Annotated in this window: 17 protein-coding genes; 15 read left to right on the top strand and 2 right to left on the bottom strand. The window is 66.3% G+C overall.

Going from position 1 to position 23,349, the window contains the following annotated elements; translation table 11 throughout:
• Positions 1 to 28: 28 nt before the first annotated feature.
• The 11 genes from FAZ79_RS00325 to FAZ79_RS11395 all read left to right on the top strand — a co-directional run bounded on the left by FAZ79_RS00325 (position 29) and on the right by FAZ79_RS11395 (position 8,945).
• Complete coding sequence (locus FAZ79_RS00325; protein WP_136865929.1) at positions 29 to 340, top strand: phage antirepressor KilAC domain-containing protein; 312 nt, start codon at positions 29 to 31, stop codon at positions 338 to 340.
• Positions 330 to 575 (top strand): hypothetical protein, encoded by a 246-nt coding sequence (locus FAZ79_RS00320; protein WP_136865928.1) that lies wholly within the window; start codon positions 330 to 332, stop codon positions 573 to 575. The genes FAZ79_RS00325 and FAZ79_RS00320 overlap by 11 nt, the downstream gene beginning before the upstream one ends.
• On the top strand, positions 568 to 1,188 hold the full coding sequence (locus FAZ79_RS00315) for a 3'-5' exonuclease (RefSeq protein WP_136865927.1): 621 nt from the start codon (positions 568 to 570) through the stop codon (positions 1,186 to 1,188). The genes FAZ79_RS00320 and FAZ79_RS00315 overlap by 8 nt, the downstream gene beginning before the upstream one ends.
• The gene (locus FAZ79_RS00310) at positions 1,185 to 1,523 is read left to right on the top strand and encodes a hypothetical protein (RefSeq protein ID WP_136865926.1); all 339 of its coding nucleotides are present in this window, start codon (positions 1,185 to 1,187) and stop codon (positions 1,521 to 1,523) included. Before FAZ79_RS00315 ends, FAZ79_RS00310 begins: the two co-directional genes overlap by 4 nt.
• Entirely contained in the window at positions 1,520 to 1,753 is a 234-nt protein-coding gene (locus FAZ79_RS00305; protein WP_136865925.1) for a hypothetical protein, read from the top strand. The genes FAZ79_RS00310 and FAZ79_RS00305 overlap by 4 nt, the downstream gene beginning before the upstream one ends.
• Positions 1,743 to 2,201, top strand: a complete 459-nt coding sequence (locus FAZ79_RS00300; RefSeq protein WP_136865924.1) for a hypothetical protein — start codon at positions 1,743 to 1,745, stop codon at positions 2,199 to 2,201. Before FAZ79_RS00305 ends, FAZ79_RS00300 begins: the two co-directional genes overlap by 11 nt.
• Positions 2,198 to 2,434, top strand: coding sequence for a hypothetical protein (locus FAZ79_RS00295; protein ID WP_136865923.1), 237 nt, complete (start codon positions 2,198 to 2,200; stop codon positions 2,432 to 2,434). Before FAZ79_RS00300 ends, FAZ79_RS00295 begins: the two co-directional genes overlap by 4 nt.
• Complete coding sequence (locus tag FAZ79_RS00290; RefSeq protein WP_211238760.1) at positions 2,431 to 3,999, top strand: DNA cytosine methyltransferase; 1,569 nt, start codon at positions 2,431 to 2,433, stop codon at positions 3,997 to 3,999. The genes FAZ79_RS00295 and FAZ79_RS00290 overlap by 4 nt, the downstream gene beginning before the upstream one ends.
• Positions 4,000 to 4,059: 60 nt before the next feature.
• The gene (locus FAZ79_RS00285) at positions 4,060 to 6,828 is read left to right on the top strand and encodes a toprim domain-containing protein (RefSeq protein ID WP_136865922.1); all 2,769 of its coding nucleotides are present in this window, start codon (positions 4,060 to 4,062) and stop codon (positions 6,826 to 6,828) included.
• Between the two features lie 41 nt (positions 6,829 to 6,869).
• Entirely contained in the window at positions 6,870 to 8,222 is a 1,353-nt protein-coding gene (locus FAZ79_RS00280; protein WP_136865921.1) for a tyrosine-type recombinase/integrase, read from the top strand.
• Between the two features lie 291 nt (positions 8,223 to 8,513).
• Positions 8,514 to 8,945: a DUF3429 domain-containing protein gene (locus tag FAZ79_RS11395; protein WP_169303496.1), complete on the top strand. Its 432-nt coding sequence runs from the start codon at positions 8,514 to 8,516 to the stop codon at positions 8,943 to 8,945.
• A 16-nt stretch (positions 8,946 to 8,961) separates the two neighbouring features.
• Here the strand turns inward: FAZ79_RS11395 and FAZ79_RS00270 are convergent, their stop codons facing one another.
• Positions 8,962 to 10,656, bottom strand: coding sequence for a diguanylate cyclase (locus FAZ79_RS00270; protein WP_136865919.1), 1,695 nt, complete (start codon positions 10,654 to 10,656; stop codon positions 8,962 to 8,964).
• A 301-nt stretch (positions 10,657 to 10,957) separates the two neighbouring features.
• On the opposite strand from FAZ79_RS00270, the gene FAZ79_RS00265 reads away from it, so the two are divergent.
• From FAZ79_RS00265 to FAZ79_RS00250, 4 genes are all read left to right on the top strand, one after another.
• The gene (locus FAZ79_RS00265) at positions 10,958 to 13,702 is read left to right on the top strand and encodes a response regulator (RefSeq protein ID WP_169303495.1); all 2,745 of its coding nucleotides are present in this window, start codon (positions 10,958 to 10,960) and stop codon (positions 13,700 to 13,702) included.
• Positions 13,703 to 13,887: 185 nt separating this feature from the next.
• Positions 13,888 to 19,890: a retention module-containing protein gene (locus FAZ79_RS00260; RefSeq protein WP_136865917.1), complete on the top strand. Its 6,003-nt coding sequence runs from the start codon at positions 13,888 to 13,890 to the stop codon at positions 19,888 to 19,890.
• Positions 19,891 to 20,124: 234 nt separating this feature from the next.
• Positions 20,125 to 20,847, top strand: coding sequence for a transglutaminase-like cysteine peptidase (locus tag FAZ79_RS00255; protein WP_211238759.1), 723 nt, complete (start codon positions 20,125 to 20,127; stop codon positions 20,845 to 20,847).
• Positions 20,848 to 20,855: 8 nt separating this feature from the next.
• A complete protein-coding gene (locus FAZ79_RS00250) occupies positions 20,856 to 22,790 on the top strand; it encodes a LapD/MoxY N-terminal periplasmic domain-containing protein (RefSeq protein WP_136865916.1) in 1,935 nt (644 codons plus the stop codon).
• Positions 22,791 to 22,832: 42 nt separating this feature from the next.
• Here the strand turns inward: FAZ79_RS00250 and FAZ79_RS00245 are convergent, their stop codons facing one another.
• Complete coding sequence (locus tag FAZ79_RS00245; RefSeq protein WP_136865915.1) at positions 22,833 to 23,198, bottom strand: tryptophan synthase subunit beta like protein; 366 nt, start codon at positions 23,196 to 23,198, stop codon at positions 22,833 to 22,835.
• Positions 23,199 to 23,349: the final 151 nt, after the last annotated feature.

Below are 23,349 nucleotides of genomic sequence, written 5' to 3'. Positions count from 1 at the left end.
GGCCCCGCGCCGGGGCCAGGAGGACGAGATGCATCCCCAACGAACCGCCGGGCAGGACTACCGCAGCCCGTATTTGCCGGACCACTACACGGTCGAGACGGCCGCCGCGATGCTCGGCATCGGCAAGCTCGAACTGTTCCGCGAGCTGCGACGCCTCGGCCTGATCGAGAAGCGCGGCACCAAACCGAAAAAGCCGTACATCGAGCAGGGGCTGATGTCCGTGCGCAACAGTTCTTTCAATCATCCGGGCACGGGCAAACGCGGCTACTACCAGCGCCCGATGATCACGCCCGCCGGCGTGGTCTGGCTGCACGACCAGGGGGTGGGCAATGCGTCCTGATTTCCGCAACGCCCTGGTGATGAACGCCATGCCCGCCTTCCCCAACGGCGCGACCAAGGACGAGCTGGACGACTACCTGGCCCCGGACCTCACCGCCGGGCAGCTGGCCAGCGCCCTGGCCGACCTGCGCCGCAAGGGAAAGCTGATCGGCGCCGGCCAGCCCATGCGCTACCGCCTGCCGGCCAGACGCCGCCGCGCCACCACAACCACCAAACGAGGAACCACCCATGCTTGAACTGAGCATTGATCTGGAGGCGCTCAGCGTCTCCCGCGACCAGCTGCCGGCCATGATCGAGATCGGCGTCGTCGCCTTCGATCGCAGCCGCCCCGCCGATGACTGCGTGGTGGCCAGCTTCCAGCGCGCCATCCCCTTCGCCACGGCCACCAACTGCGGGTCGGTCGACTCCGACACGCTGGCCTTCTGGGAAGAGCGCGGCATCAAGGGCGGCAACGACTGCCTGCCCGGCGAGAAGTCCGGCCCGCTGATCTCCCTGGTGCAGCTCTCCGGCTTCCTCGAGCTAACGCTCGGGCGGCCCATGCCCGAGCTGCTCAACGACAAGTCCATCCGCTGGTGGGCCTGGGGCGCGGAGTACGACCTGCGCATCATCCAGGGCCTGTCCGAACGCGTCGGCCTGCCCATGCCCATCCCCTACCGCGGCGTGCGCGATGCCCGCACCTACTGCACCGAACTGGCCGACCAATTCGGCATCGTCCTGCCCAAGCAGGACCCCGCCACCAAGCACAGCGCCCTCGACGATGCCCGCCACTGCGCGCGGCTGGTCACCGGCGTGACCCAAAGCATGGAGGTGATCCGCGAGATGGCAGAGAGCCGGGAGGTGGTGGCATGAAAGAGCGTCCGAACGAGCGAATCGACAGCAGCACGGTGAACACCGAAGACATGGGTATCAACGCGATCGCCAGCAGCCAGCACGACTGGGTCGAGCGCATGGGGTGGCACAACAAGACCGCGCTTGAGGCGCTTGCCCTGATCGGATCAGAGGTTGGCGAGGCAGTGAACGAGTGTCGGGGCGAAGCTCCTTCTGCCGAATTCGGTAGCGAGCTGGAAGACATCGTTCTGCGGGTTGCTGATCTGGCCAAGTCGGAGGGCGTCAATCTTGCCGAGGAGATCCGCTCCAAGATGGCGATCAACGAGAAGCGCGGGACTAGGGGGCGTTTGGTATGACCAACGGACACCACGTGCAAGTCGAGACGATCGACGGCGGCGACAGCCGCGAGGCGGTGATGGTCGAGGTCTACTCGATCAAGACGGGCAAGCGGGTCGGCAAGGCCTACGGCTATCCGCATGACAACAACGTCGTCTACTGGATGGCCAAGCGAATCGAGGAACTCAACGCCCTGTGCTCGGCGCAGCAGCGGGAGATTGATGCGATGGAGGTAGAGCATGACGACTGAACACGACACTCAAATGCCGCCGCGCTTGTGGCTCACTCACGACTGGGCCGTCGGCGCACGGCCGACGATTAGCCGCGGTCCGGAGGCAGTCGAATATGTCCGCGCCGACTGCACCGACATCCCGCAGCTCTACGCCCTGGCCAATATCCGCGCGGCGATCGGCGACCCGCACGGCAGGCTGACGCTCGATCAGGTGTGCGAGCGGGTGGAGGACTACGCCGCTCGCGCCGCCGAAGGGAGGGCATGCGACTGGCATCTCAAGTACTCGAATCGACGCCGATCGGCCGCGATCGCGGCGATGGAGTACGCCAGCGCTCCCCTGACCGACGAGCCGGACTCGTTTCTCCGCTGCTGGCTGCTCGGCGAGTTCGATGTGATCCGCAAGGAGTGGCCGGATGCGCCCGCGGCCGTGTTCCAGGGCGCCGAAATCACCGGAGGTGATGCATGAAAACGAAATGGGTAGAGATCTCCGTGACCTGCACCAAGGCAGTGGCCATGGAAGTCCCCGAGGGGGAAACCGAGGACAAGATCCTCGCCAGGCGAGGCGTCGATGGTGGCTGCCCGGTCGACTGGGACACCAACGCCAGCGTCCGCCACACCGCCCGCACCCCGGCCGAGGCCGAGATCATGCGCCGCCACGCGGACGAGGTTTTCCCGATGAGTGACGGGGTGACGGCATGAGCAAGATGCCCCCTAACCTCGACCTGTTCGGCCACGAGCTGGTCGTCGACAACTTCGCCGGCGGCGGTGGCGCGAGCGAGGGCATCGAGCAAGCGCTCGGTCGCCCGGTGGATCTCGCCATCAACCACGACGAAGCGGCGATCTCCGTGCACACCGAGAACCACGCCAGCAGCGAGCATGCCGTCGCCGACGTGTGGGACATCGACCCCGAGCAGGCCACCCACGGCATGCCGGTCGGCCTCGCCTGGTTCTCGCCGGACTGCCGTCACCACAGCAAGGCCAAGGGCGGCCGTCCGGTCTCCAAGAGCGTGCGCGGTCTCGCCTGGGTAGCCGCTCGCTGGGCCGCCAAGGTCAAGCCGCGGATGATCGCGCTCGAAAACGTCGAGGAGTTTCTCGACTGGGGCCCGTTGATCAAGCGGGACGGCAAGGTCATGCCGGATCCGGAGCGCAAGGGGCAGACGTTCCGGTCCTTCGTCCGCACGCTCAAGCGCCACGGCTACCAAGTCGACTGGCGCATCCTGCGGGCGAGCGACTACGGCACCCCGACGATCCGCCGGCGCCTGTTCCTGGTCGCCCGGCGCGACGGCCTGCCGATCGTCTGGCCCAAGCCGACCCACGGCGCTCCGGACTCGAAGCCCGTGCGCGCCGGCCGGATGAAGCCGCACCGCACCGCCGCCGAGTGCATCGACTGGTCGATCCCCTGCCCGTCCATCTTCGACCGGCCGCGGGAACTGGCCGACAACACCCTGCGCCGGATTGCCAAGGGCGTGATGCGCTACGTCATCGAGAGCGGCGACCCGTTCATCGTGCCGATCGCCAACTACGGCAACGGCGGCGACAGCGTCCACCCGGTAGACGAACCGCTGCGCACGGTCACTGCCTGGCCGAAGGGCGGCAGCTTTACGGTGGTCGCGCCGCACATCACCAAGTTCCGGAGCGGAGCCGTCGGCCACCGCGTTGACGAGCCGATGCACACCATCACGGCGAACGCCAACGTCACCCGGCCCGGCGTGAACCCGGGCGGCTGTGCGCCGATCGGCGTCGTCTCAGCCTTCCTCGCCAAGCACTACACCGGCGTGGTCGGCGACGACCTGCGCAAGCCGCTGCCGACCATCACGGCCACGGACCACAACGCACCGGTGGCGGCAAAGCTGTCGCCGGCCGGCGGCGACATTGGCCGGGCCGACAAGGTCGCCGCGTTCCTCGCGCCCTACTACGGGAGCGGATCCGGCGAGACCGGCCGCGACCTGCGCACACCGGCACCGACCATCACGACAAAGGACAGGCTCCAACTGGTCACGGTGAAGATCGACGGCGAGCAGTACGTCATCACCGACATCGGCATGCGCATGCTCCAGCCGCACGAACTGGCGATGGCGCAGGGCTTCCCGGCCTCCTACCGGTTCGACCGCGCCAACGGAAAGCCGGTCCCGAAATACGTCCAGGTGCGGCTGATCGGCAACAGCGTCTGCCCACCGCTGGCCCGCGCCATCGTCGAGGCCAATTTCCTGCACGAGAAACGCCAGCCGATCACCGAAAGCCGGCGGGTCACCGAGGCAGCGTGACCCAGAGATAGCCGGCGATTTACACCCGAACCACCGACCTACACGACAAGAAGGCTTGCCATGGCAACCGCAGAACAGATCAAGGACCGCGTCGACCTCCACGAACTGGCCACCCGTCTGGGGCTGGAGCGCCCCAAGGGCCAGGGGAACTACAAGTCCCCGGCGCACAAGGACAAGCACCCGAGCCTGTCGGTGTTCCGGCGCGATGGCGTGATGCTGTTCAAGGACCACTCCACCGACGAGGCGGGCGATGCGATCAAGCTGGTGCAGTACGTCCGCCAGGTGGATTTCCACCAGGCCATGAACTGGCTGCACGACGAGTACGGGCTGGAGCGCGACCCGATCCCGCGCGGCAATGGCCCGGCCAAGCCGAAGACGAAGGAGGAGTGGATCGCGGACCGCTGCAAGGGCGGGCGCGAGCATATCGTGCGGTACCTGGGCGGCCGGGGCATCGAGGAGCCGGCGATCGACCGCGCCCTGCGCGCCGGGACGATCGGCTGGAACGACTGGCATTCGGATTCCCGACCCGTGGGCCAGGTGGGCCACGGCGGGCCGGGGGTGGCGTTCTTCGTGCGCTGCCCGTCGACCAACCAGGTGTTGTCGGTGGATACCCGCTACGAGGACCCGGATCTCAACGGCGGGGTGAAGACGAATACCCAGGGGCCGAAGGATGCGCCGTGGTGCATCGACTGGCGGGCGTTCCGGCAGGCGCGTGACGTGGTGATCGTGGAGTCGTCGATCAATGCGATGACGGTGGAGACCTGCGGGATGCCGTACACGTCGGCGGTGGCGCTGCGGGGCACGGCCAACGCCAAGACGCTGGACGTGCGGCCGTTCATCGGCAAGCGGGTGACGATCTGCATGGACAACGACGAGCCGTTCCCGGTGGGTCACCGGCTGGCCGGGCAGCGCCCGGGGGCCAATGCTGCCTGGACGCTCTACGAACGGCTGACGGCCGCCAACATCGCCGCCCTGCTGGTGAACTGGGAGAAGTGGGAGCCGGGCGAGGATCTCAACGACATCCTGCAGCGGGGCGACACCAACAAGGTGAAGGTGGCGCTGCGCAACCTAGAACCGTGGGCCATTCCGGGCTTTCCCGCCGATCACAACTACCCGGAGCACGGGAAGGCCCGGGTGCACCTGCCGAGTCATGACTTCGCTCAATACTGGCGTTTCCGCGTGGTGACCGAGGACTTCACGCGGTGGGTCTCGAAACGAGAAGAAGATGACGACACAGGAGAATCGAAAATGGATTACGAGGACCTCTGCGGGTTCCGCATCGCCGGCATCAACCGGGTGACCATCGCCAGCGCCCAGAGCGCACTGGGCGGTGATGCCGACTCGCAGCCGGAGACGATCTTTTCGGTGAGCGTGCAGGCACCACGCCACGGGGCGAAGCTGCAACGCAAGGTGTTCAAGGACGAGCACCTGCACAACATCGACCAATGGCGGAAGTTCGGGCCGATCTTCCGCCCGGCGCAGTTCGCGCGGCTGGTGACCATCCTCGAGCGCTCGGCGCACCTCGGCGAGCGCCATGCGGTGAACTTCGTGGGGCTGGCGTGGCGGGATGGGCGGCCGATCGTCAACGAGGGGCCGGATTGCTACTTCACGGAGCCGGAGAAGCAGTGCCCCTATCACTCGCTGGTGCTGCCGTCAGGCACGCCGGGACAGGCACGCCAGGTGATCGATGCGTACCAGAGCACCTTCAAGGAGAACGCGGCGCTGATTCCGCTGGTCTGGGCGCTGGGCGGCCACCTCAAGGCGTTCCTTGGCTTCTGGCCGCACATGATCATGCAGGCGCAGAAGGCATCGGGGAAGTCGGTGCTGAGCAAGCGCCTCGAGCGGACCATCGCCATGCAGATGCTCTCCGGCCAGTCGCTCAATACCGAGTTCCGGCTGCTGACGTCGATCTCTCACACCTCGCACCCGATCGGCTGGGAGGAGCTGTCCGCCCGCCGGCAGGACGTGATCGACAAGGCGGTCGCCATGCTGCAGGAGGCCTATCAGTTCACGGTGACGCGCCGTGGCTCCGAAATGACAGAGTTTGTCGCCTCTGCCCCAGTACTGCTCGCCGGTGAGGACGTGCCGGTCAAGAGCCTGCTGGGCAAGGTGGTCCGCACGGATCTATCCGGCAAGAAGGGGCCGATGATGCGCGAGGATCTGCCGCAGTTCCCGGTGGCCGAGTGGCTGAAATTCCTCACCAAGCTGACGAGGGAGCAGGTTCAGTCGACCTTTCAGCAGATGAACGCAAGGCTGCTTGAAAAGTGCCGGGCGCCCGAATCCGACGCCGGCGCGGTGCGCATGGCCGGCAACTACGCCGCAATACTGACGGCGTGGAAGCTGCTTTCCGAGTTCGCCGGCGTGGAGTGGACCCAGGGCGACTTCGTGCGTGACGTGGTGGCGGAAATGAACAGCCACATCAGCGAGACGAAGGCCGATCGCGAGCCGTGGGTGTGGATCTTGGAGATGCTGTTCTCGGAGATCGACGCCCACCGGTTCGTCCACCCGTACAAGTTCGAAACCATCATGGACCCCGTCCATGGCGAGCGGCGCGCGCTGCTGGTGCGTACCGGGCACGTGATGGATCACATCGCGCACAGCAACCACCTCAAGGAGAAGTTCCACGCGCTGCCGGTGAAGTCCCATTCCATCCTCAAGCGCCAGCTGGTCCAGGCGGGGGTGCTGATCGAGCCGGAGAAGGGCCACGAGCGGCGCATCGATTACAAGCGGGTCGCGCACATGGTGGCGCTGGATCTCGACATCCTGGAGACCTACGGCCTGCACGTCTCCGAGCGTGTCGAGGGCTACGGCGGCCCGTCGGATTCGTGAGCGCCTGAACCTCGCGCACGTTGCCAACGCCCCACGCTCCCATGAAACTGGCGGACCTTTCCGAGTTCCGACGGGTGGTATTCACTCCGGGATCGGCCCCGGACCCGCGCACGCTGCGCAAGTGGTTCGATGAGGGCCGGATCGAGGGTGCCCGGCGAATCGGGGATAACCGGTTCGTGGATCTGGATGAGTTCACCGCGTTGACCGGCGATTCGCTGGTCGACGGTGTGTTGCGGGATACCAACGTGGGCAGGCGACGTCTCGGTAAGAATGCCGACCTCGAGGACAACCTCTATTTCAACGGCCGGGCGTACCAGTACCGCAACCCGCAAACCGGCCGCTGGAAATCCCTTGGCCAGGAGAAGGCGCGGGCCAATGCCGCCGCGCGCAAGCTAAACCGCATCCTGGACAAGGAGGCGGATCTCGTCGCCCGCGTGCTGGAGACCGGCGAGAAGACCGTGGGCGAGGTGGTCGCCGAGTTCATCACCGACTATCTGCCCAACCAGGCGCTGAGCCAGCGCACGCTCTCCAACTACCTGGGCTACTACCGCCGCTATCAGCGCGAGTTCGGCCAGCGGATGATCCGCGGGCTCACGCGCACGGAGATAGGCGACTGGCTGGCCAAGCTGCCCAGCGCGGATTCCTACAACAAACACAGGACGAGATTGATCGACCTGTGGCGCTTCGCGATCGCCCGCGGCTACGTCGACGACAACGAGCCCGAGGCCACCCTGCCCCGCAACCAGTCCAAGCGGATCGAGGCCAACCGACGCAAGCGCCATCGCCTTGAGATCGATCAGTTCTGGGCTATCCACCAGCTCGCGCCGGCGTGGTTCCAGATCGCCATGGAACTCGCCCTGGTGACGCTGCAGGGGCGCAACGAGATCGCCCACGTGCGGTTCGACGACCAGCGCGGCGATCACCTCTACTTCATCCGCGAGAAGACCGAAGAGATCTCGGAAATGGCGTTCATCCGGATCCGCATGACCGACCAGCTGGGCGAGATCATCGGCCGGGCTCGAGCGTCGGGCATCGCCTCGCCGTTCATCGTCCATTACCGCCCGGCGAAGATGAAGCGCGACCAGATGGCCGCGAAGAAGCACTGGAGCCAGGTCACGCCCAACCACCTCACGCGCACCTTCAAACGCCTGCGCGAGGAAACGGGCCTGTTCGACGACCTCCCGGCCAATGAGCAGCCGTCCTTCCACGAGATCCGCAGCCTGGGCGCGCGGATCTACGAGCAGCAGGGCTACGCCAAGGACTACATCCAATCCCTGATGACCCACAGCGACAAGAAGACCACCGAGATCTACCTCGAGTCCGGCCGCCAGGCCCTCACCGACGACCACTACATCCCAGTCCGCGCCGACCTCGCCCTCGACACGCTGCGCTAGGCGTTCCAAAAAACGCGTGCATCCATTTGATTCTCAATGCCTCACTGTGCGCCCACAGTGAGGCATCTAATACCCCGTCATCCCTTTCGCATCATCCACTTAGACGCCACTGGGCATGACTTTGACATGGTGGGGGTCGTTGGTTCGAATCCAATCGCGCCTACCAACACTGAAAGCCCGGCAGCATCATGCTTGCCGGGCTTTTTCGTGTTCGGGATCGGCAAACACTCCACACCTGCCCAGCACGGTCTAGGCTTGCATGGCGTTGTTCGAACGTCGCGAGGAGCCGCCATGGCAAAAAGCCTTGAACAGACCGTTGCCCTTCACGCCCGGCTGGCCGGTTACGCCGGGCTGATTCCCTTCGTCCTCCCGCTCCTGGTGTTGTGGTGGCACCCGGACTGGGCCGCGCAGGCCGTTGCGGTACAGCACGCCTACGCGGCGTTGATCCTGAGTTTTCTCGGCGGGATTTACTGGGGGGTCGCGCTCAATCGTCAGAGTGCCGTCGGCATCTGGTTGAGCGTCTTGCCGTCGCTGTGGGCCTGGCCGGCCTTGCTGATGCCACCGGTCGCGGCGACGTGGATGCTGGCGACGGGGTTTGCCCTGATGTTCCTGCTTGATCGTACCGCCCGGCAACGCGGCTGGATTCGCCAGTGGTTCTTTCGCCTGCGGCTCACGCTCGGGCTGGTGGCGATCGCCTCGTTGCTGCTGGGGCTGACCAGCTAACGGAATGGCGATCGCCTTACCCGCCGACCGTGTGCATCTGCACCCGGTTGCGACCCGCCTCCTTGGCCCGATACAGCGCCCGATCGGCGCGGGCGAGGATCTGGGATAGCGGTTCGGTGCCCTCGGCGCAGTAACCGCCCACGCTGATCGTGACCGGCTGACCGCCGACGGAAACCCGGCTGGCCACGCGCTCGCGCAGGCGTTCGGCGACGCTCGCCATCCGTTCCTCGGTGGAGGGATAGAGCATCACCAGGAACTCGTCGCCGCCCCAGCGGCCGGCCACGTCGTAACCGCGCAATTCCTCTTGCAAGCAGGAGGCGACCTGGCGCAGGGCGACGTCGCCGGTGTCGTGGCCACGGTCGTCGTTGATCTGCTTGAACTCGTCGACGTCGATCCATAGCAGGCTCAGGCGCCTACCCTCCCGTTCGGCGCGCTCGCGGGCCTGGTCGAGGGCCTCCTGCATGCCGCGCCGATTGGGCAGTTCGGTGAGCGAATCGACCCGGGCGAGGCGATTGAGTTCGGCGGTGCGGGCCTCGACCCGATCCTCGAGTTCGCGGGTGTGCGCCTGGATGGTGTTGGCCATGTCGCTGAAGTGCCGCACCAGGCGGGCCATCTCGCCGCTCGCCGCCGGCAGGTCGCCGCGCACGTAGCGGCCGTTCTTCAGCGCCTGCATGGCCGCTTCCAGCGCACTGATGGGCTGCAACAGCAGGCGCCGGACGGCGACGTGCAGCAGCAGGATACTGATCACCAACGCGATCAGGACGATGATCAGCAGCGGCACGAACCGCGATACCGGCATGATCACGTCGAGGTCCAGCAGGGTCACCTCGTACCAGCCGATGCGCGGCAGCCACGCCACGCCCATCAAGTGGCGCTGGCCGTCGACCGTGACGAAGGCGGTGTGCACGTTGCCCGCACTCGCCTGGGCCTGATCGAGCAACTGACCGACACGCTCGCGGCTCTCGGCATCGCTGACCAGTCGCTTCAGGTGGCTCTTCTGCCCCTCGGGCTTGACCAGGCTGGCGTAGTCGATCAGGTCGCGGTCGCGGTACAGCTGGATGGCGCCGCTGTGGTCGACGAAGATCGTGGTGATGCCGGGCTGGTCGACGGCGACCGTCTCGGCGAGCATGGTCTCCAGTTCCATCCCCGTGCCGACGATGCCGAGGATCTCGTTGCTGGCCGGGTCGCGCATCAGCACGTCGATCCAGAGCTTGATCACGCCGAGCTCGCTGTCGGGATTCACGTTCAGGTGGAAATCGCGGCCCTGCTCGACCAGCCGGTAGAACCAGGCATCGTCCGGGTCCTCGGGGGACAGGTGGTAGCGCAGGGGTTGCTCGCCGAACTCGTCCTCGGCGTCGTTGAAGTAGTAGGCGCCGTTGTCCAGCAGCGCGACGAAGTAGTTGTTCGCCCCGAAGTTGCGCCGGAAGCGCTCCATCTCCGCCTTGGCCGCGGCATCGAGGGCCTCGTCGTCCGGGGCGCGGGCCAGATCCTGAATGACCGGCGAATCGGCCATCTGGTGCGCCAGGGCGATCTCGCGTTCCAGCGGCTGGAGCAGACGGGCGCTGTCGTAGCGCACCTGCACCTCGGCCACCCGGGTGCCCCACTGCTCCACCACCCCGGTGGCCACCCGGTCGAACACCTGCCAGATGGCAAACGCCGTCCCCAGCACCAGGCCGATGGCGATCCAGATAAAACGCGTGCCGAGACTCATTCGCTTTCCATCCGGCGCACGCGGGGCTCGTCGACATTCACCTCATTAGCCATCCCTGCCCGCTCCCTCATCCTTGAACCCACGCCTCGCCATCGAGATATTACGATCGGAGCATATTACGGTGCCATCGAGAGCACGTCACGGCACCCCGTCTATTCGCGGGACGTGAAGGTCACCGCGAGGCGCCCACCCGTCACGGCGACGGCGGGCCGATTGCCGGCAATCGCTGGACCGTAAACACGGTTCGCCGTATAACGGGCGCAAGCTCACACCTCTCTTTCAAGCGACAGGGATGCCTTTCATGCGCGTGGCCCGATCGGTCCGACACGTCATCACGCTCTGCCTGCTGCTGTGCGCCCACGCGCTCGCACTGCCCGGGGCCACGTCCCACGCCGCCGAACTGCCCATCGACACCCACGGCCCGCACGCGCTGGAAGGCCCCTGGGAATTCCACTGGCAGACCTTCCTCTCGCCCGCCGAGCCACGCAGCCCGCCGCCGGACGCACGCCTCACCCTGCCGAGCAGCTGGACGCAGGTCGAACTCGATGGACGCGCCTTGCCGCCCGAGGGACACGCCAGCTACCGCCTGACACTCGACCTGGGCGAGAACCGCCCGGAGAGCCTGCTGCTGCGCGTGCCGCTGGTCTATTCGTCCTACCGGCTCTACGTGGACGGCACGGAGGTGGCGCGCGTGGGCGAGCCGGCCGCGTCGGCCGACGCGGCGCAGCCCGACTACGGCGAGCGCAAGGTGTGGATCGACCGCCCCGGGCAGACCATCGACATCCTGCTGCATGTCAGCAACTACAGCTCGCGGGTCGCGGGCATCCCACGGGCGATCGAGATCGGCACGCCCGAGGCGGTCCAGGGGCTGTGGGCGATCGAGTTGATCAGCACCAGCGCCCTGGCCGGCGGCCTGATGCTGATCGGCCTGTCGCAGCTGATCCTGTTCCTGATTCGACGCCGCGAGCGCGCCTACCTGTTCTTCGGCCTGACGGTGATGTTCTGGTCACTGCAGACGACCCTGTCGGCCCAGCTGCTCGAGGCGATGGGCCTGCACATCCCGATCGCGCTGGCCCGCCCGCTGGACGGCTTTTCGGCGCTGGCCGCCGGCACCAGTTACCTGTGGTTCCTGTCCGCGCTGTTCCCGCGCGAATTGCCGCCGCGACTGACGCGCTGGGTCGCCGTGCCGGTGATCGTCTACGTGCTGATCGCCGTCATCGACCCGGGCCTGACGCGCAGCGTGGCCATCGGCTGGCTGCTGTACCTGGTCGTCGCCCTGCTGGCCCTGGCCCTGCTCGCGTTGGTGCAGGCCGTGCGGCGCAACCGGCCGGACGCCGGACTGATCCTGCTGGGCAGCGGCATCGTGGCGTTGACTGCCGCCCTGCAGATCTACTGGTTCAACGAGGCCGGCGTGCGCGATGCGGTCGCCAGCGTTGGCGTGCTCGCGGCGATGGGCCTGCACAGCCTGGCGCTCGCCCGGCGCAACGCGCGGGCCTTCGAGCGCAGCCAGCGCCTGGAAACGGCCCTTCGACGCGCCAACCGCCTCAAGGACGAGTTCCTCGCCAACACCTCGCACGAGCTGCGCACCCCGCTGCACGCGATGATCGGGCTGGCCGAATCGCTGCCGCGCGAGGATTCCAAGACCCGGCAGGGCCTGGATCTGATCATCCAGAGCGGGCGACGGCTGGCCCGGCTGGTCGACGACACCATCTCGTTCACCCAGCTCAAGCACGGCGAATTGCCCATCCGGCGTCAGCCGACCGCGGTCGCGCCCCTGGTCGAGCGGGTGATGGCCACCTGCCAGCCGCTGCTCGGCTCGCGTTCCGTGGTGCTCGAATCTAGGCTCGACGAGCCCCTGCCGCCGATCCTCGCCGACGCCGACCGGCTCTACCAGGTGCTGTTCAACCTGATCGGCAACGCGATCAAGTTCACCGACAAGGGGCGCATCCTGGTCTCCGCCCGGCGCGAGGGCGACCGCGTGTGCTTTGCCGTCGAGGACACCGGCATCGGCATCGCCGCCGAGGAGCTCGATCGCATGCAGCGCCCCTACGAGCAGGGCCACGACTCGAGCCTCGACGGGCGCGGCGGCTTCGGCCTGGGCCTGGCCATCAGCCGCGCCCTGCTCGAACGCCACCAGAGCGAACTCGAACTCCACAGCCAGACCGGCGTGGGCACCACCATTCGCTTCCGCCTGCCCATATGCGACCGGGACGAGGCGGCCGCGCCGACGCCGATCCTCCAGACGACCGGCCCGGGGCCCGTCGCGGCCTCCGAAGGCGATGCCATCGAGACCGCGCCCCGCCACGGTGACGTGACCACCATCCTGATCGTCGACGACGACGCCACCGCCGCGATCGTCCTGGAGGAACAACTGCACCAGGCCGGTTATCGCACCCTGGTCGCGCACTCGGGCACCGAGGCGCTCGAGCTGGTGAGCCGTCACCGCGTCGAGCTGGTCTTGCTGGACGTGATGATGCCGGACATGAGCGGGCTGACCGTTTGCCGTCGCCTGCGCGAAGAGTTCGACGCCAACACGCTGCCGATCATCCTGGTAACCGCGCGCACCCGGCCCGAGGACGTCATCGAGGGGCTGGAGGCCGGCGCCAACGATCACCTCTCCAAGCCGTTCTGGCGCCGGGAGATGCTCGCCCGCGTCGAGGCGCACCTGCGGGTGCATGAAAACGAGCAGATGCGCTGGGCGCTGCAGGAGAAGGGCGTGGTCCCGGCGGACAACGAATCCGACGACCCACGCGTGCTGCTGGTCAAGCTGCTCGAATGCGCCGTTACCCTCTGGCAGGCGCAGACCGGTACCGGGCGGGCCGAACTGGCGGAAAAGAGCCGGCTGTGGACCGTGACGCTCGACGGCTCGGCCAGGAAGACGCGTACGCTCGACCGGTATCTCAACCCCGAGACCCTGCCCAAGCGCCCGCGCTGGGGCGTGGTGGTGCGCACCGCCCGATTCGTCTTCGATCACCTCGAATCCGAGACCGACCGCGATACCCTGCGCCGCCGGATCGAATGCTTCGAGCGCATGCTGCCGCGCTGAATCCATCCCGGTCACACACCGGCGACGTAACCGCCGGCAAGCGCATCCGGGCCGGCATGTCGCCACCTTGTACCTTTGGCCAATAGACGCCCCTGCCCGCGCGTCCGAGACTCTGGGTACGAATCCAGAGATCGACGCTCGATGCCCCGCTCGCGGTCGGATCGAGCCAACACGGAGACAGGGTCATGGCTGAAGTAATCGCAATCGTTCAGGAAGTGGAAGGCGACGTATGGGCGCGCTCGGCGGACGGCGAGATGCGTCTGCTCCGGGCGGGTGACTCGGTCTACGCGGGCGAGACGGTCGTCACCGCTCAGGACGCGCGGGTGAACCTCGATCTCGACAACGGCGAGACCGTCCAGTTGGCCGGCGGCCAGTCGCTTTTCCTGTCGACCGAGATGCTCGCCGATGCCGAGCCGAGCAGCGATGAGCAGGCGGTGACCGACCCGGGCGTCGAAGAGGTACTGGCGCTGCTCGAGGGCGACGGCGACATCCTCGAGGAACTGGAAGACCCGGCCGCCGGCACGACCGGTGGCAGCGACGGCGGTGGCCGGACCATCGTCGAGGTCACCCGCATCGTCGAGCAGATCGACCCGCTGGCCTTCGACTTCGCCGGCCCGACGCGTGAGCCCAACGAGCCGACGCCGGGCGTCACCGGCCTGGCCGAGGCACAAGCGGCCGACGAGCCGGCCGCACCGGCAGCGCCGGACGATCCCAGCACACCGGAGGAACCCGGCACGCCGGAGGAAACCACCCCGTCCATCAGCGTCAATCTCGATGACCAGAACGGCCAGTCCGTCTTCGAGAGCCTGATCTCCGGCACCACGACCAATGTCGAGCCAGGCCAGACGGTCGCCATCGAGGTGACCGACGGCGAGAACACCGTCACCACCAGCGCGATCGTCCAGTCCGATGGCAGCTACCAGGTGGTCGAGGACCTGAGCTCCCTGTCCGATGGCGAACTCACTGCGACCGCCACCGTCAGCAACCAGGCCGGCAACCAGGCGACCGACACCGACACGGCCATCCTCGATACCGAGGCCAGCGCCACCATCACGATCGATACCATCGCCGGCGACGACGTCATCAACGAGGAAGAATCCGGCGAGACCATCACCATCACCGGGTCGGTCGGCGGTGATGCCAGCGAAGGCGACACCGTCACGCTGACCATCTGGGGGCAGGAATTCACCGGCACCGTCGATGGAGACAACAACTACGCCATCGACGTCCCGGGCAGCCTGCTGGCCAGCGGCGGATTGATCGACATCCTGCCCGACGTGCAGAACCGGGACTTTGGCAACGGCGACTACCTGTTGCCGGAAGGCGGCCTGGTACTGGCCTCGGTTTCCGGCAGCGACGAGGCCGGCAATCCGTACTCTGCTGACACCAGTCGCCCCTACACCGTCGACACCTGGGCGGGAGCGGAAATCAGCATCGACACCATCGCCGGTGACGACGTGATCAACGAGGAGGAATCCGGCGAGACCATCACCATTACCGGCTCGGTATACGGTGATGCCACCGAGGGCGACACGGTCACCTTGACCGTCGGCGGCGAGACGTTCGAGGGCACCGTCGATGGCGACAACAACTACGCCATCGACGTCCCGGGCAGTCTGCTGGCCGATAACAGCCAGGTGGACGCCAACGTCGTCGGCAGCGATGACGCAGGCAACCCGTTCTCCGCCGACACCACCCGCGAATACGGCGTGGACACCGAGGCATCCGCCACCATCACCATCGATACCATCGCCGGTGACGACGTGATCAACGAAGAGGAATCCGGCGAGACCATCACCATTACCGGCTCGGTATACGGTGATGCCACCGAGGGCGACACCGTCACCTTGACCGTCGGCGACGAGACGTTCGAGGGCACCGTCGACGGCGACAACAACTACGCCATCGACGTCCCGGGCAGTCTGCTGGCCGACAACAGCCAGGTGGACGCCAACGTCGTCGGCAGCGATGACGCAGGCAACCCGTTCTCCGCCGACACCACCCGCGAATACGGCGTGGACACCGAGGCATCCGCCACCATCACCATCGATACCATCGCCGGTGATGACGTCATCAACGAGGAAGAATCCGGTCAGACCATCACGGTCACCGGCTCGGTCGGTGGCGATGCCCGTGAAGGCGACACCGTCACCCTGACCGTTGGTGACCAGACCTACACCGGCGAGGTGGATGCCGACAACGGCTACGCCATCGACGTGCCGGGCAGCGTGCTGGCCGACAACAGCCAGGTCGACGCCAGCGTGTCAGGCAACGATGAGGCCGGGAACAGCTATTCCGCCGATACGAGCCGGAACTACACCGTCGACACCGAGGCATCCGCCACCATCACCATCGATACCATCGCCGGTGATGACGTCATCAACGAGGAAGAATCCGGTCAGACCATCACGGTCACCGGCTCGGTCGGCGGCGGTGCCCGTGAAGGCGACACCGTCACCCTGACCGTCGGTGACCAGACCTACACCGGCGAGGTGGATGCCGATAACGGCTACGCCATCGACGTGCCGGGCAGTGTGCTGGCCGACAACAGCTCGGTTCAGGCGGAGGTCACCGGCAGCGACGAGGCCGGTAACGACTACGCCGCCGATGCCACCCGCGACTACACCGTCGATACCGAGGCCGACGCGTCCATCACCATCGACGAGATCACCGGCGACGACGTACTCGACGGCGAGGAGATCGAGGGCCCGATCACCATTACCGGCATCGTCGGCGGCGACGCCACCGAGGGCGACACCGTCACCCTGACCGTTGGTGAGCAGACCTATACCGGCGAGGTCGATGCGGACAACGAATACGCCATCGACGTACCGGGCAGCGTGCTCGCCGAAAACAGCGAGGTCCAGGCGGAGGTCAGCGGCAGCGACGCGGCCGGCAACGAGTACTCCGCCGAAACCACCCGGGATTACACGATCGCCCCCACCATCACGGGCCTGTCACCCGAGGGTGACGAAGCGGACGTCACCGTCGATGAGGCGTTCCTCGAGAACGGAACCCGCGCCGGCGAACAACCGGCGTCCGGCGAGCCCGGCACGACGGCTACGGGTCAATTCACCCTCACCGCACCAGCCGGCCTGGGTGCCCTGTCGATTGCCGCTGCCGGTCTGACCAGCGGGGATGCGAGCTTTGCCGACGGACAGGTGACCCTCGACGCCGATGCGCTCGAGAACCTCGACGACCAGCCCGTCGTCATCGAGACGCCCGAAGGCAATACCTTGAGTCTGACCGGCTTCGATCCCGACTCGGGCGTGGTCGACTACCGGTTCGAGCTCAACGGCCCCGTCACCAATGTCGACGGCGAGCCGCTGGACAAGGCACCGATCGAGCTGTCCCTGACCGACTCGAAGGGCACCTCGGCACAGGCCACCCTGAACGTCGCCATCCTCGATGACGGCGTCGAGACCGTCGATGACCCGCTCGGTGACCTCACCGGTGGCGAAACGGTCTCGGGCAACGTGCTCGACAATGACACCGGCGCCGACGTCGACCTGGAAGTCACCTCGGTACGCTTTGGAGAAAACGATCCCGTCGACGTCCCCGAAAACGGCGAGCCGGTCACCATCCAGGGTGATAACGGCACACTCACCATCGAGCGCGACGGCAGCTACAGCTACACCGCCAACGCAGCCGAGCCGGTGACGATTGGCGGCGGGCTGGAGGACTGGCAGGCAGAGACCGGCGGGCTATGGGGCTTTGATGGCGCGGCGCCCATGCTGGACGGGTCACTAGATGTCGCAGCGTTGGGTGACGGTAACGACAACGTCGGTTACGCCAGCGGCCAGAACAAGTCCGGCCTGGGCGTGGTGGTCAACCAATCGAACAAGATCGACACCGACGACACCCTGCTGATCCAGCTCGGCGACAGCACGAACGACGTCACCGTCGATATCGCGCAATTCAACGCGAACCAGGCCGAAATCGGCCGCTGGACGGCCTACAACGAAGCCGGTGAGGAAGTCGGTACCGGCACCTTTACGCCTCAGACCAACAACGGCTTCCCATTCCCGGTAGACATCAACACGGACGAGGCATTCAGCTATCTCGCATTCAGTCTCGACACGGCTGCCCAGAATGCCAACGCCGGGTACGTAATCAACGAACTGACCTACACGCCGAGTGACGATTCCCTGCAGGATGCGTTCACCTACACCGTGGAGGACCAGGACGGCTCAACGGCTGATGGCGTGCTCTCGGCCCAGGCCACCGCCACTACCGATCCGGTACCGACGGTCGAACTGGTGGTCGAGCCGGTCGTCGGCTTCGAGACCGTGATCAAGGATGACGTTGACGATCTGGGTGTCGGCGGGTCGGGCGACGGGATCATCAACGACCCGCGCCCGCCGGCCGACACCTCGGACCCGCTCGTTTTCGATTTCGGCCTCGATAACGCCGGCGAGCAGATCACCCTGTCCTGGACGCAGCACGCCAAAGGCGGTTGGGAAGATGGCGGGCAAGGCCGTGGCGGAACCCGTGACACCTTCGACGTGCTGGTCAATGGCGATAGCGAATACAGCACGAGCTGGTACGACCCGCGCAACGCCGACGACACCGTGTTCGATCCGGAGGACGAAGAGCTCACGCTGACCCTGGACGAAAACGGCCAGGCAACCGTTGAGTTCGAAGTGCGCTCGACGCATCCGGACGAAGTGGTCGACGTGAGCGACATTCAGGCAAAACTCGACAAGCAAGGGGTCAACTACGAAGTCGACCTCAGCGGCGCGGTCGCGAGTGGTGAGGTCGATCACTACCTGGTCGAGGTCGATGGTGGTCAATTGCTGCTCGACGGTAATCCGCTCAGCGAAACCGACGGACTCTACGAACTGCAGCCGGATCAACTCGAGGGCCTGAGCGTCCGGCCAGACGCGGGCCGTGAGAGCTTCGAGGTCACCGCCGCGGTGGTCAGCGATCGTGGCGTCAATAGCCAGCCGGTCACGAGCACGCAGTGGGTCGACCCGGTGATGGCCGTCGACGACCTGGCGACAGCCATCGTTACCGAAGAAGTGGTGGCTGCCGATGAGACCGAAGGCGAGACGTCGGTGTCAGGATTGGAGTTCGAGACCGACACGACACGCGAAACCACACGAACTGAAACGATCAGCTTCGAAGTGGCGGACGGGAGCTCCGGCACATTCTGCTTTAATACATCGCTAAATGAGCCTTCTTTCGCAATCTGGGACTCCTCTGCGACTCTCGAATGGCAGCTTGAAACGTTTGACGGCAATGGGAACTGGGTACCTGTCTCCGGTTACAGCGGTAGTGGTGCCAATGGCGACCAGTTCGAAAATCTTGACAGTGGAAGCTACCGAGTCGAGTTCACTTCGACACTCGAGGGTGGATTTGGCCCCTTTGGCCTGTATCCCAGTGCTTCCATTAGCGAAGTGAACCTCGCTATTGCCACACCGGCAACAACGGAAACGACGGCAAATCCCATTTCGGGCAACGTCATCACCGATCCGAACGATGAAGGCGATCTGGACAACCGCCCTGACGGCGCCGAGTTGCAGGTCCTTGACGGTGATACCTTTGAGCCGATTGCCGAGGGCGAATCGATAATCGTCGACGGCCGCTTCGGCACGCTGGAAATTGCCGGCGACGGTGATTACACCTACACGCCTGACGCCAACCTGGACAACGTCGGCGGAGTGGAACGCTTCACCTACCAGTTGGTCGGTGACAACGGCGAGACCGCCCAGGCCGATCTGACGGTCCGGATCGACGATCCGGATGCCAATGTCCAGTTCGGCACTGACGGCAGCGACACCCTCGAGGCAAGCGCCGGAGGCGACATCCTGGTCGGCGGGCTCGGCGATGACACGCTGATCGGCGGTGCCGGCGACGACGTCTTCAAGTGGAACCTGGCCGATCGGGGCGAACCGGACGCCCCGGCGAACGACGTGGTCACGGACTTCGGTGCCGGCGACGACGTGCTCGACCTGCGCGACCTCCTCGTCGACGAAAACGAGGGCAAGCCACTGAGCGATTTCCTGTCGGTCACCGAAGACGGCGGCGACCTGGTCTTCCAGGTCACGCATGACGGCGGTTCGGACGGGGCGACGCAGACGATCACGTTGCAGGGCAAGTCGTTCGCCGACTTCGGGGGCGCCACGGACGCGGGCGAGCTGATCCAGAACATGCTCGACAGCGGCCAGCTGAAGATCGACACCTGATCGGCATCGGCGCCCGACGGTGTCGAACGCGGCGAGCTGGGGTACGATTGGGCAAGGATGCGATCGTGGCGATGTAGTCATCGACGCGCCGCATCCCGCCCGTCACGCAATCGACGGGCCTGTCGGTGCCCGACGGACGATCCGCCATGGACGCCACCGTGGGCACCCTGCACCCACGGTCACCCGCAACGTTACCCGGGGTGCACCTGAACTTGACCTCACGGGACGGTGCGGATGCCGGCATCTGGGACAACCCGACTGCTCGTCGCCACGATGGCGCTCGGTCTTGCCGTCCTGATCCACGGCTTCGGCCACGCCGAGGTGCGGATCGATTTCGACACCCTCAGGGCCGAGCTTGAGCAGCGCTTCGACGCCGACCGTGCCGCGGTCATCGATGAACTCGAGGTGCTGCTCGACCAGATCAGCGCTGTTGAACCACGTGAGCGCGCCGAGCGCGTCAATGCCTTCTTCAATCGCCGTATTCGCTACGTCGAAGACGACCAGCTCTGGGGGCAGTCCGATTACTGGGCCTCGCCGGTGGAGACCATCGGCCACGGCGCGGGCGACTGCGAGGACTTCGCGATCGCCAAGTACCTGGTGTTGCGCGAGGCCGGCATCGACAACCGCCAGCTGCGCCTGATCTACGTCCGGGCCCGAATGGGCGGGGCCAGCCGCGCGCACATGGTTCTGGGCTACTACCCCGATCCCGAATCCGAACCGCTGATCCTCGACAGCCTGGTGCGCCTGGTCGCCCCGGCCGGGCAGCGCCCGGATCTTACCCCCGTGTTCAGTTTCAACAGCGAAGGCCTGTGGGTCGGCGGGCAAAGCCGCCCGGCCGACCGGGCCACCGATCGTCTCTCCCGCTGGCGCGACGTGCTCAACCGCACGCAGGCCGAAGGCATCCGCCTGTCCGCGCCCCCGGATTCCAGCGACACCTCGACACGGCAGAGTGAGTGAGTCCCGCCATGGCATTGAATCGACAACTCTGGATCGCGATCGCCTCGGTGATGGTCATCGCGTTCGTCAGCAGCCTCGCGATCAGCTTCCAGAGCGCGCGGGCCTACTTCGAGGAGCAACTGCACCTCAAGAACATCGACAACGCCAACACCCTGGCCCTAACGCTCTCGCAGGTGGAAAAGGACCCGGTGCTGATCGAGCTGATGATCGCCGCGCAGTTCGACACCGGCCATTACCAGCGACTGGAATTGCTCGACCCCTCCGGTGAGCCCATCGCCTCGCGGACCCGCGCCACGGACGCGGTAGGCGACGTGCCCGGCTGGTTCGCCGAGCTGGCCGAACTGCGCGTCGACCCGGGCATCGCCCAGGTGCCGGACGGCTGGCAGCAATACGGCACCCTCTACGTCGAGAGCTTGAGCGGCTTTGCCCTCGAGGCGCTCTGGGACACCACCGTGGAGCTGTTTCTCTGGTTCTTCGGCATCGCCGCCGTGCTCGGATTGCTGGGCTCGATGGTCCTGAAATCGCTCACCCGGCCGCTCGACGACGTGGTCGACCAGGCGGAGTCCATCGGCAACCAGCGCTTTATCGCCACCCCGGAGCCCAGGACGCTGGAATTCCGTCGGGTGGTCCGGTCGATGAACATCCTCTCCGCCCGCGTGCGCGACATGCTGGGCGAGGAACGCTCGCGGCTGGAAGAGATGCGCCAGCGATTGCAGCGTGACGCCCTCACCGGGGTGGGCAACCGCGGCCGTTTCGATGACGTGCTGGGCGCCCTGCTTGCCGACGACGACCCCAACCGCCAGCACGGCCTGTTCCTGGTGCGGCTGGTGGATCTCGCGGAGATCAACCGCCAGCTCGGCCACCAGAAGACCGATGCCCTGATAAAGGAACTCGCCACGCGTCTCGGGACGGTCGCCGGCGAGCATCGCGACTCGTTCAGCGACGACCACCTCGCCCGGCTCAACGGCAGCGACTTCGCGCTGATCCTCACCGACCTGCTGGATGCCAAGCCGCTCGCCGAACGACTGACGGAGGCGATGCAAGAACTGGCCGCGCGCCACGCGGAAGCCACCTCACTGCAGCTCGCCCTGTCCGCCGGCCGCTTCGGGCCCGGGGACGAACGCTCGAGCATCCTGATCCGGCTCGACGATGCGCTCGCCCGTGCCGAGCACCGCGAGACCACCTGCCTGGAATGGGCCACCCAGGGCGAGGACGTGGATCGACTGCATGGCAGCGACGAGTGGCGAGCCATCCTGCATGACGCCATCGAGCAACAGCGCATTCATGCCGCCCATTTCGCCACGCGCCGGATCGACGGTCGCCTGATCCATCGCGAGGCGATGCTGCGACTCGAGGATGCCCGCCAGACCCTCACGGCCGGCCAGTTCCTGCCCTGGGCGCGGCGGCTGGGCCTGTTGCCGCAACTGGACCTGGCGGTGGCGGAAAGCGAACTGGAGCGCCTGGCCCGCACGCCCGATCCGGACGGCGAGCCGATCGCGCTGAATCTCTCGATCGACACCCTGCTCGACGAATCGACCCGAGGACGATTGCTGGGACTGCTGGCCTCGCACACGGCGCGTGCTGCCATGGTCTCGATCGAGCTTGCCGAGCGCGCGGCAATCGACCATCCGGCCGCCTTCCGCGAGTTCTGTGCCGTCGCCGTCCCGCTGGGTTATCGCGTCGGCATCGAGAAGGCGGGGCTGGCCGTCACCGAGATCGACGTTCTGCACGAGCTGGGATTGAGCTATCTCAAGCTCGACCGCTCGCTGACCACCGATCTTGCCACCAGCGAGTCGAACCGCAGCTACCTGCGCGGTATCACCGGCATGGCGCACGCCATCGGCCTGACCGTAATCGCCGACGGGGTGCGCTCGGCCGAGGAATTGACCCAGCTGGGCGAACTGGGGGTCGACGGGGCGAGCGGCCCCGGCGTGCCGGAGTGAAGGAGGGAAGGTCTTCGGAAGCGAGCGTTCGGCTCGGGCGATTCAGGGCATGAAGCGATCGTCGCCGTTGTCGTCCGAGCCGGCGATCAGGTCGAGCGCCTTGCGGTCGCGACGCAACTGGCGGCGATCGAGCAGCTTTCGCTGTGCGGCCGTGGGCAGTTCGGTGAACTTGATCACGCCCTTCTCGATCAGGAGGTTGGTCAGGTCCTCGACCACCCGGACGAGTTCGGCATCCGAGCGCTGCAGGGCCTCGGCAACCGCTTCGGGTTCCGCGCCGCGGGACGGATCGAGGAACCGCTGGACGGCCGGGTCGTCGATGGCAACCGCCTCGGCCATGCCGGGCTCGGCCTCCCGGCCGATGGCGACGATGTCACCGCTCGAGTCCCGCTTTACGTAGACGCTATCCATTCGCCCCCCGGTATCGGTTAGGGAAGGTCTGCACGAATGCCATGCCACTCTGGCTTGGCGAGTCGTTCGTGATCAAGGCGCGATGTCGCTGGCGTGCCGGTGGCCACGTCAAGACATCGCAACGCGGGGCACGGGCGACTCGCCAAGCCCC

The sequence above is a fragment of the Guyparkeria sp. SB14A genome (assembly GCF_005096345.1).
Lineage (GTDB): Bacteria > Pseudomonadota > Gammaproteobacteria > Halothiobacillales > Halothiobacillaceae > Guyparkeria > Guyparkeria hydrothermalis.
This window is presented reverse-complemented; position numbering and strand designations above follow the sequence as displayed.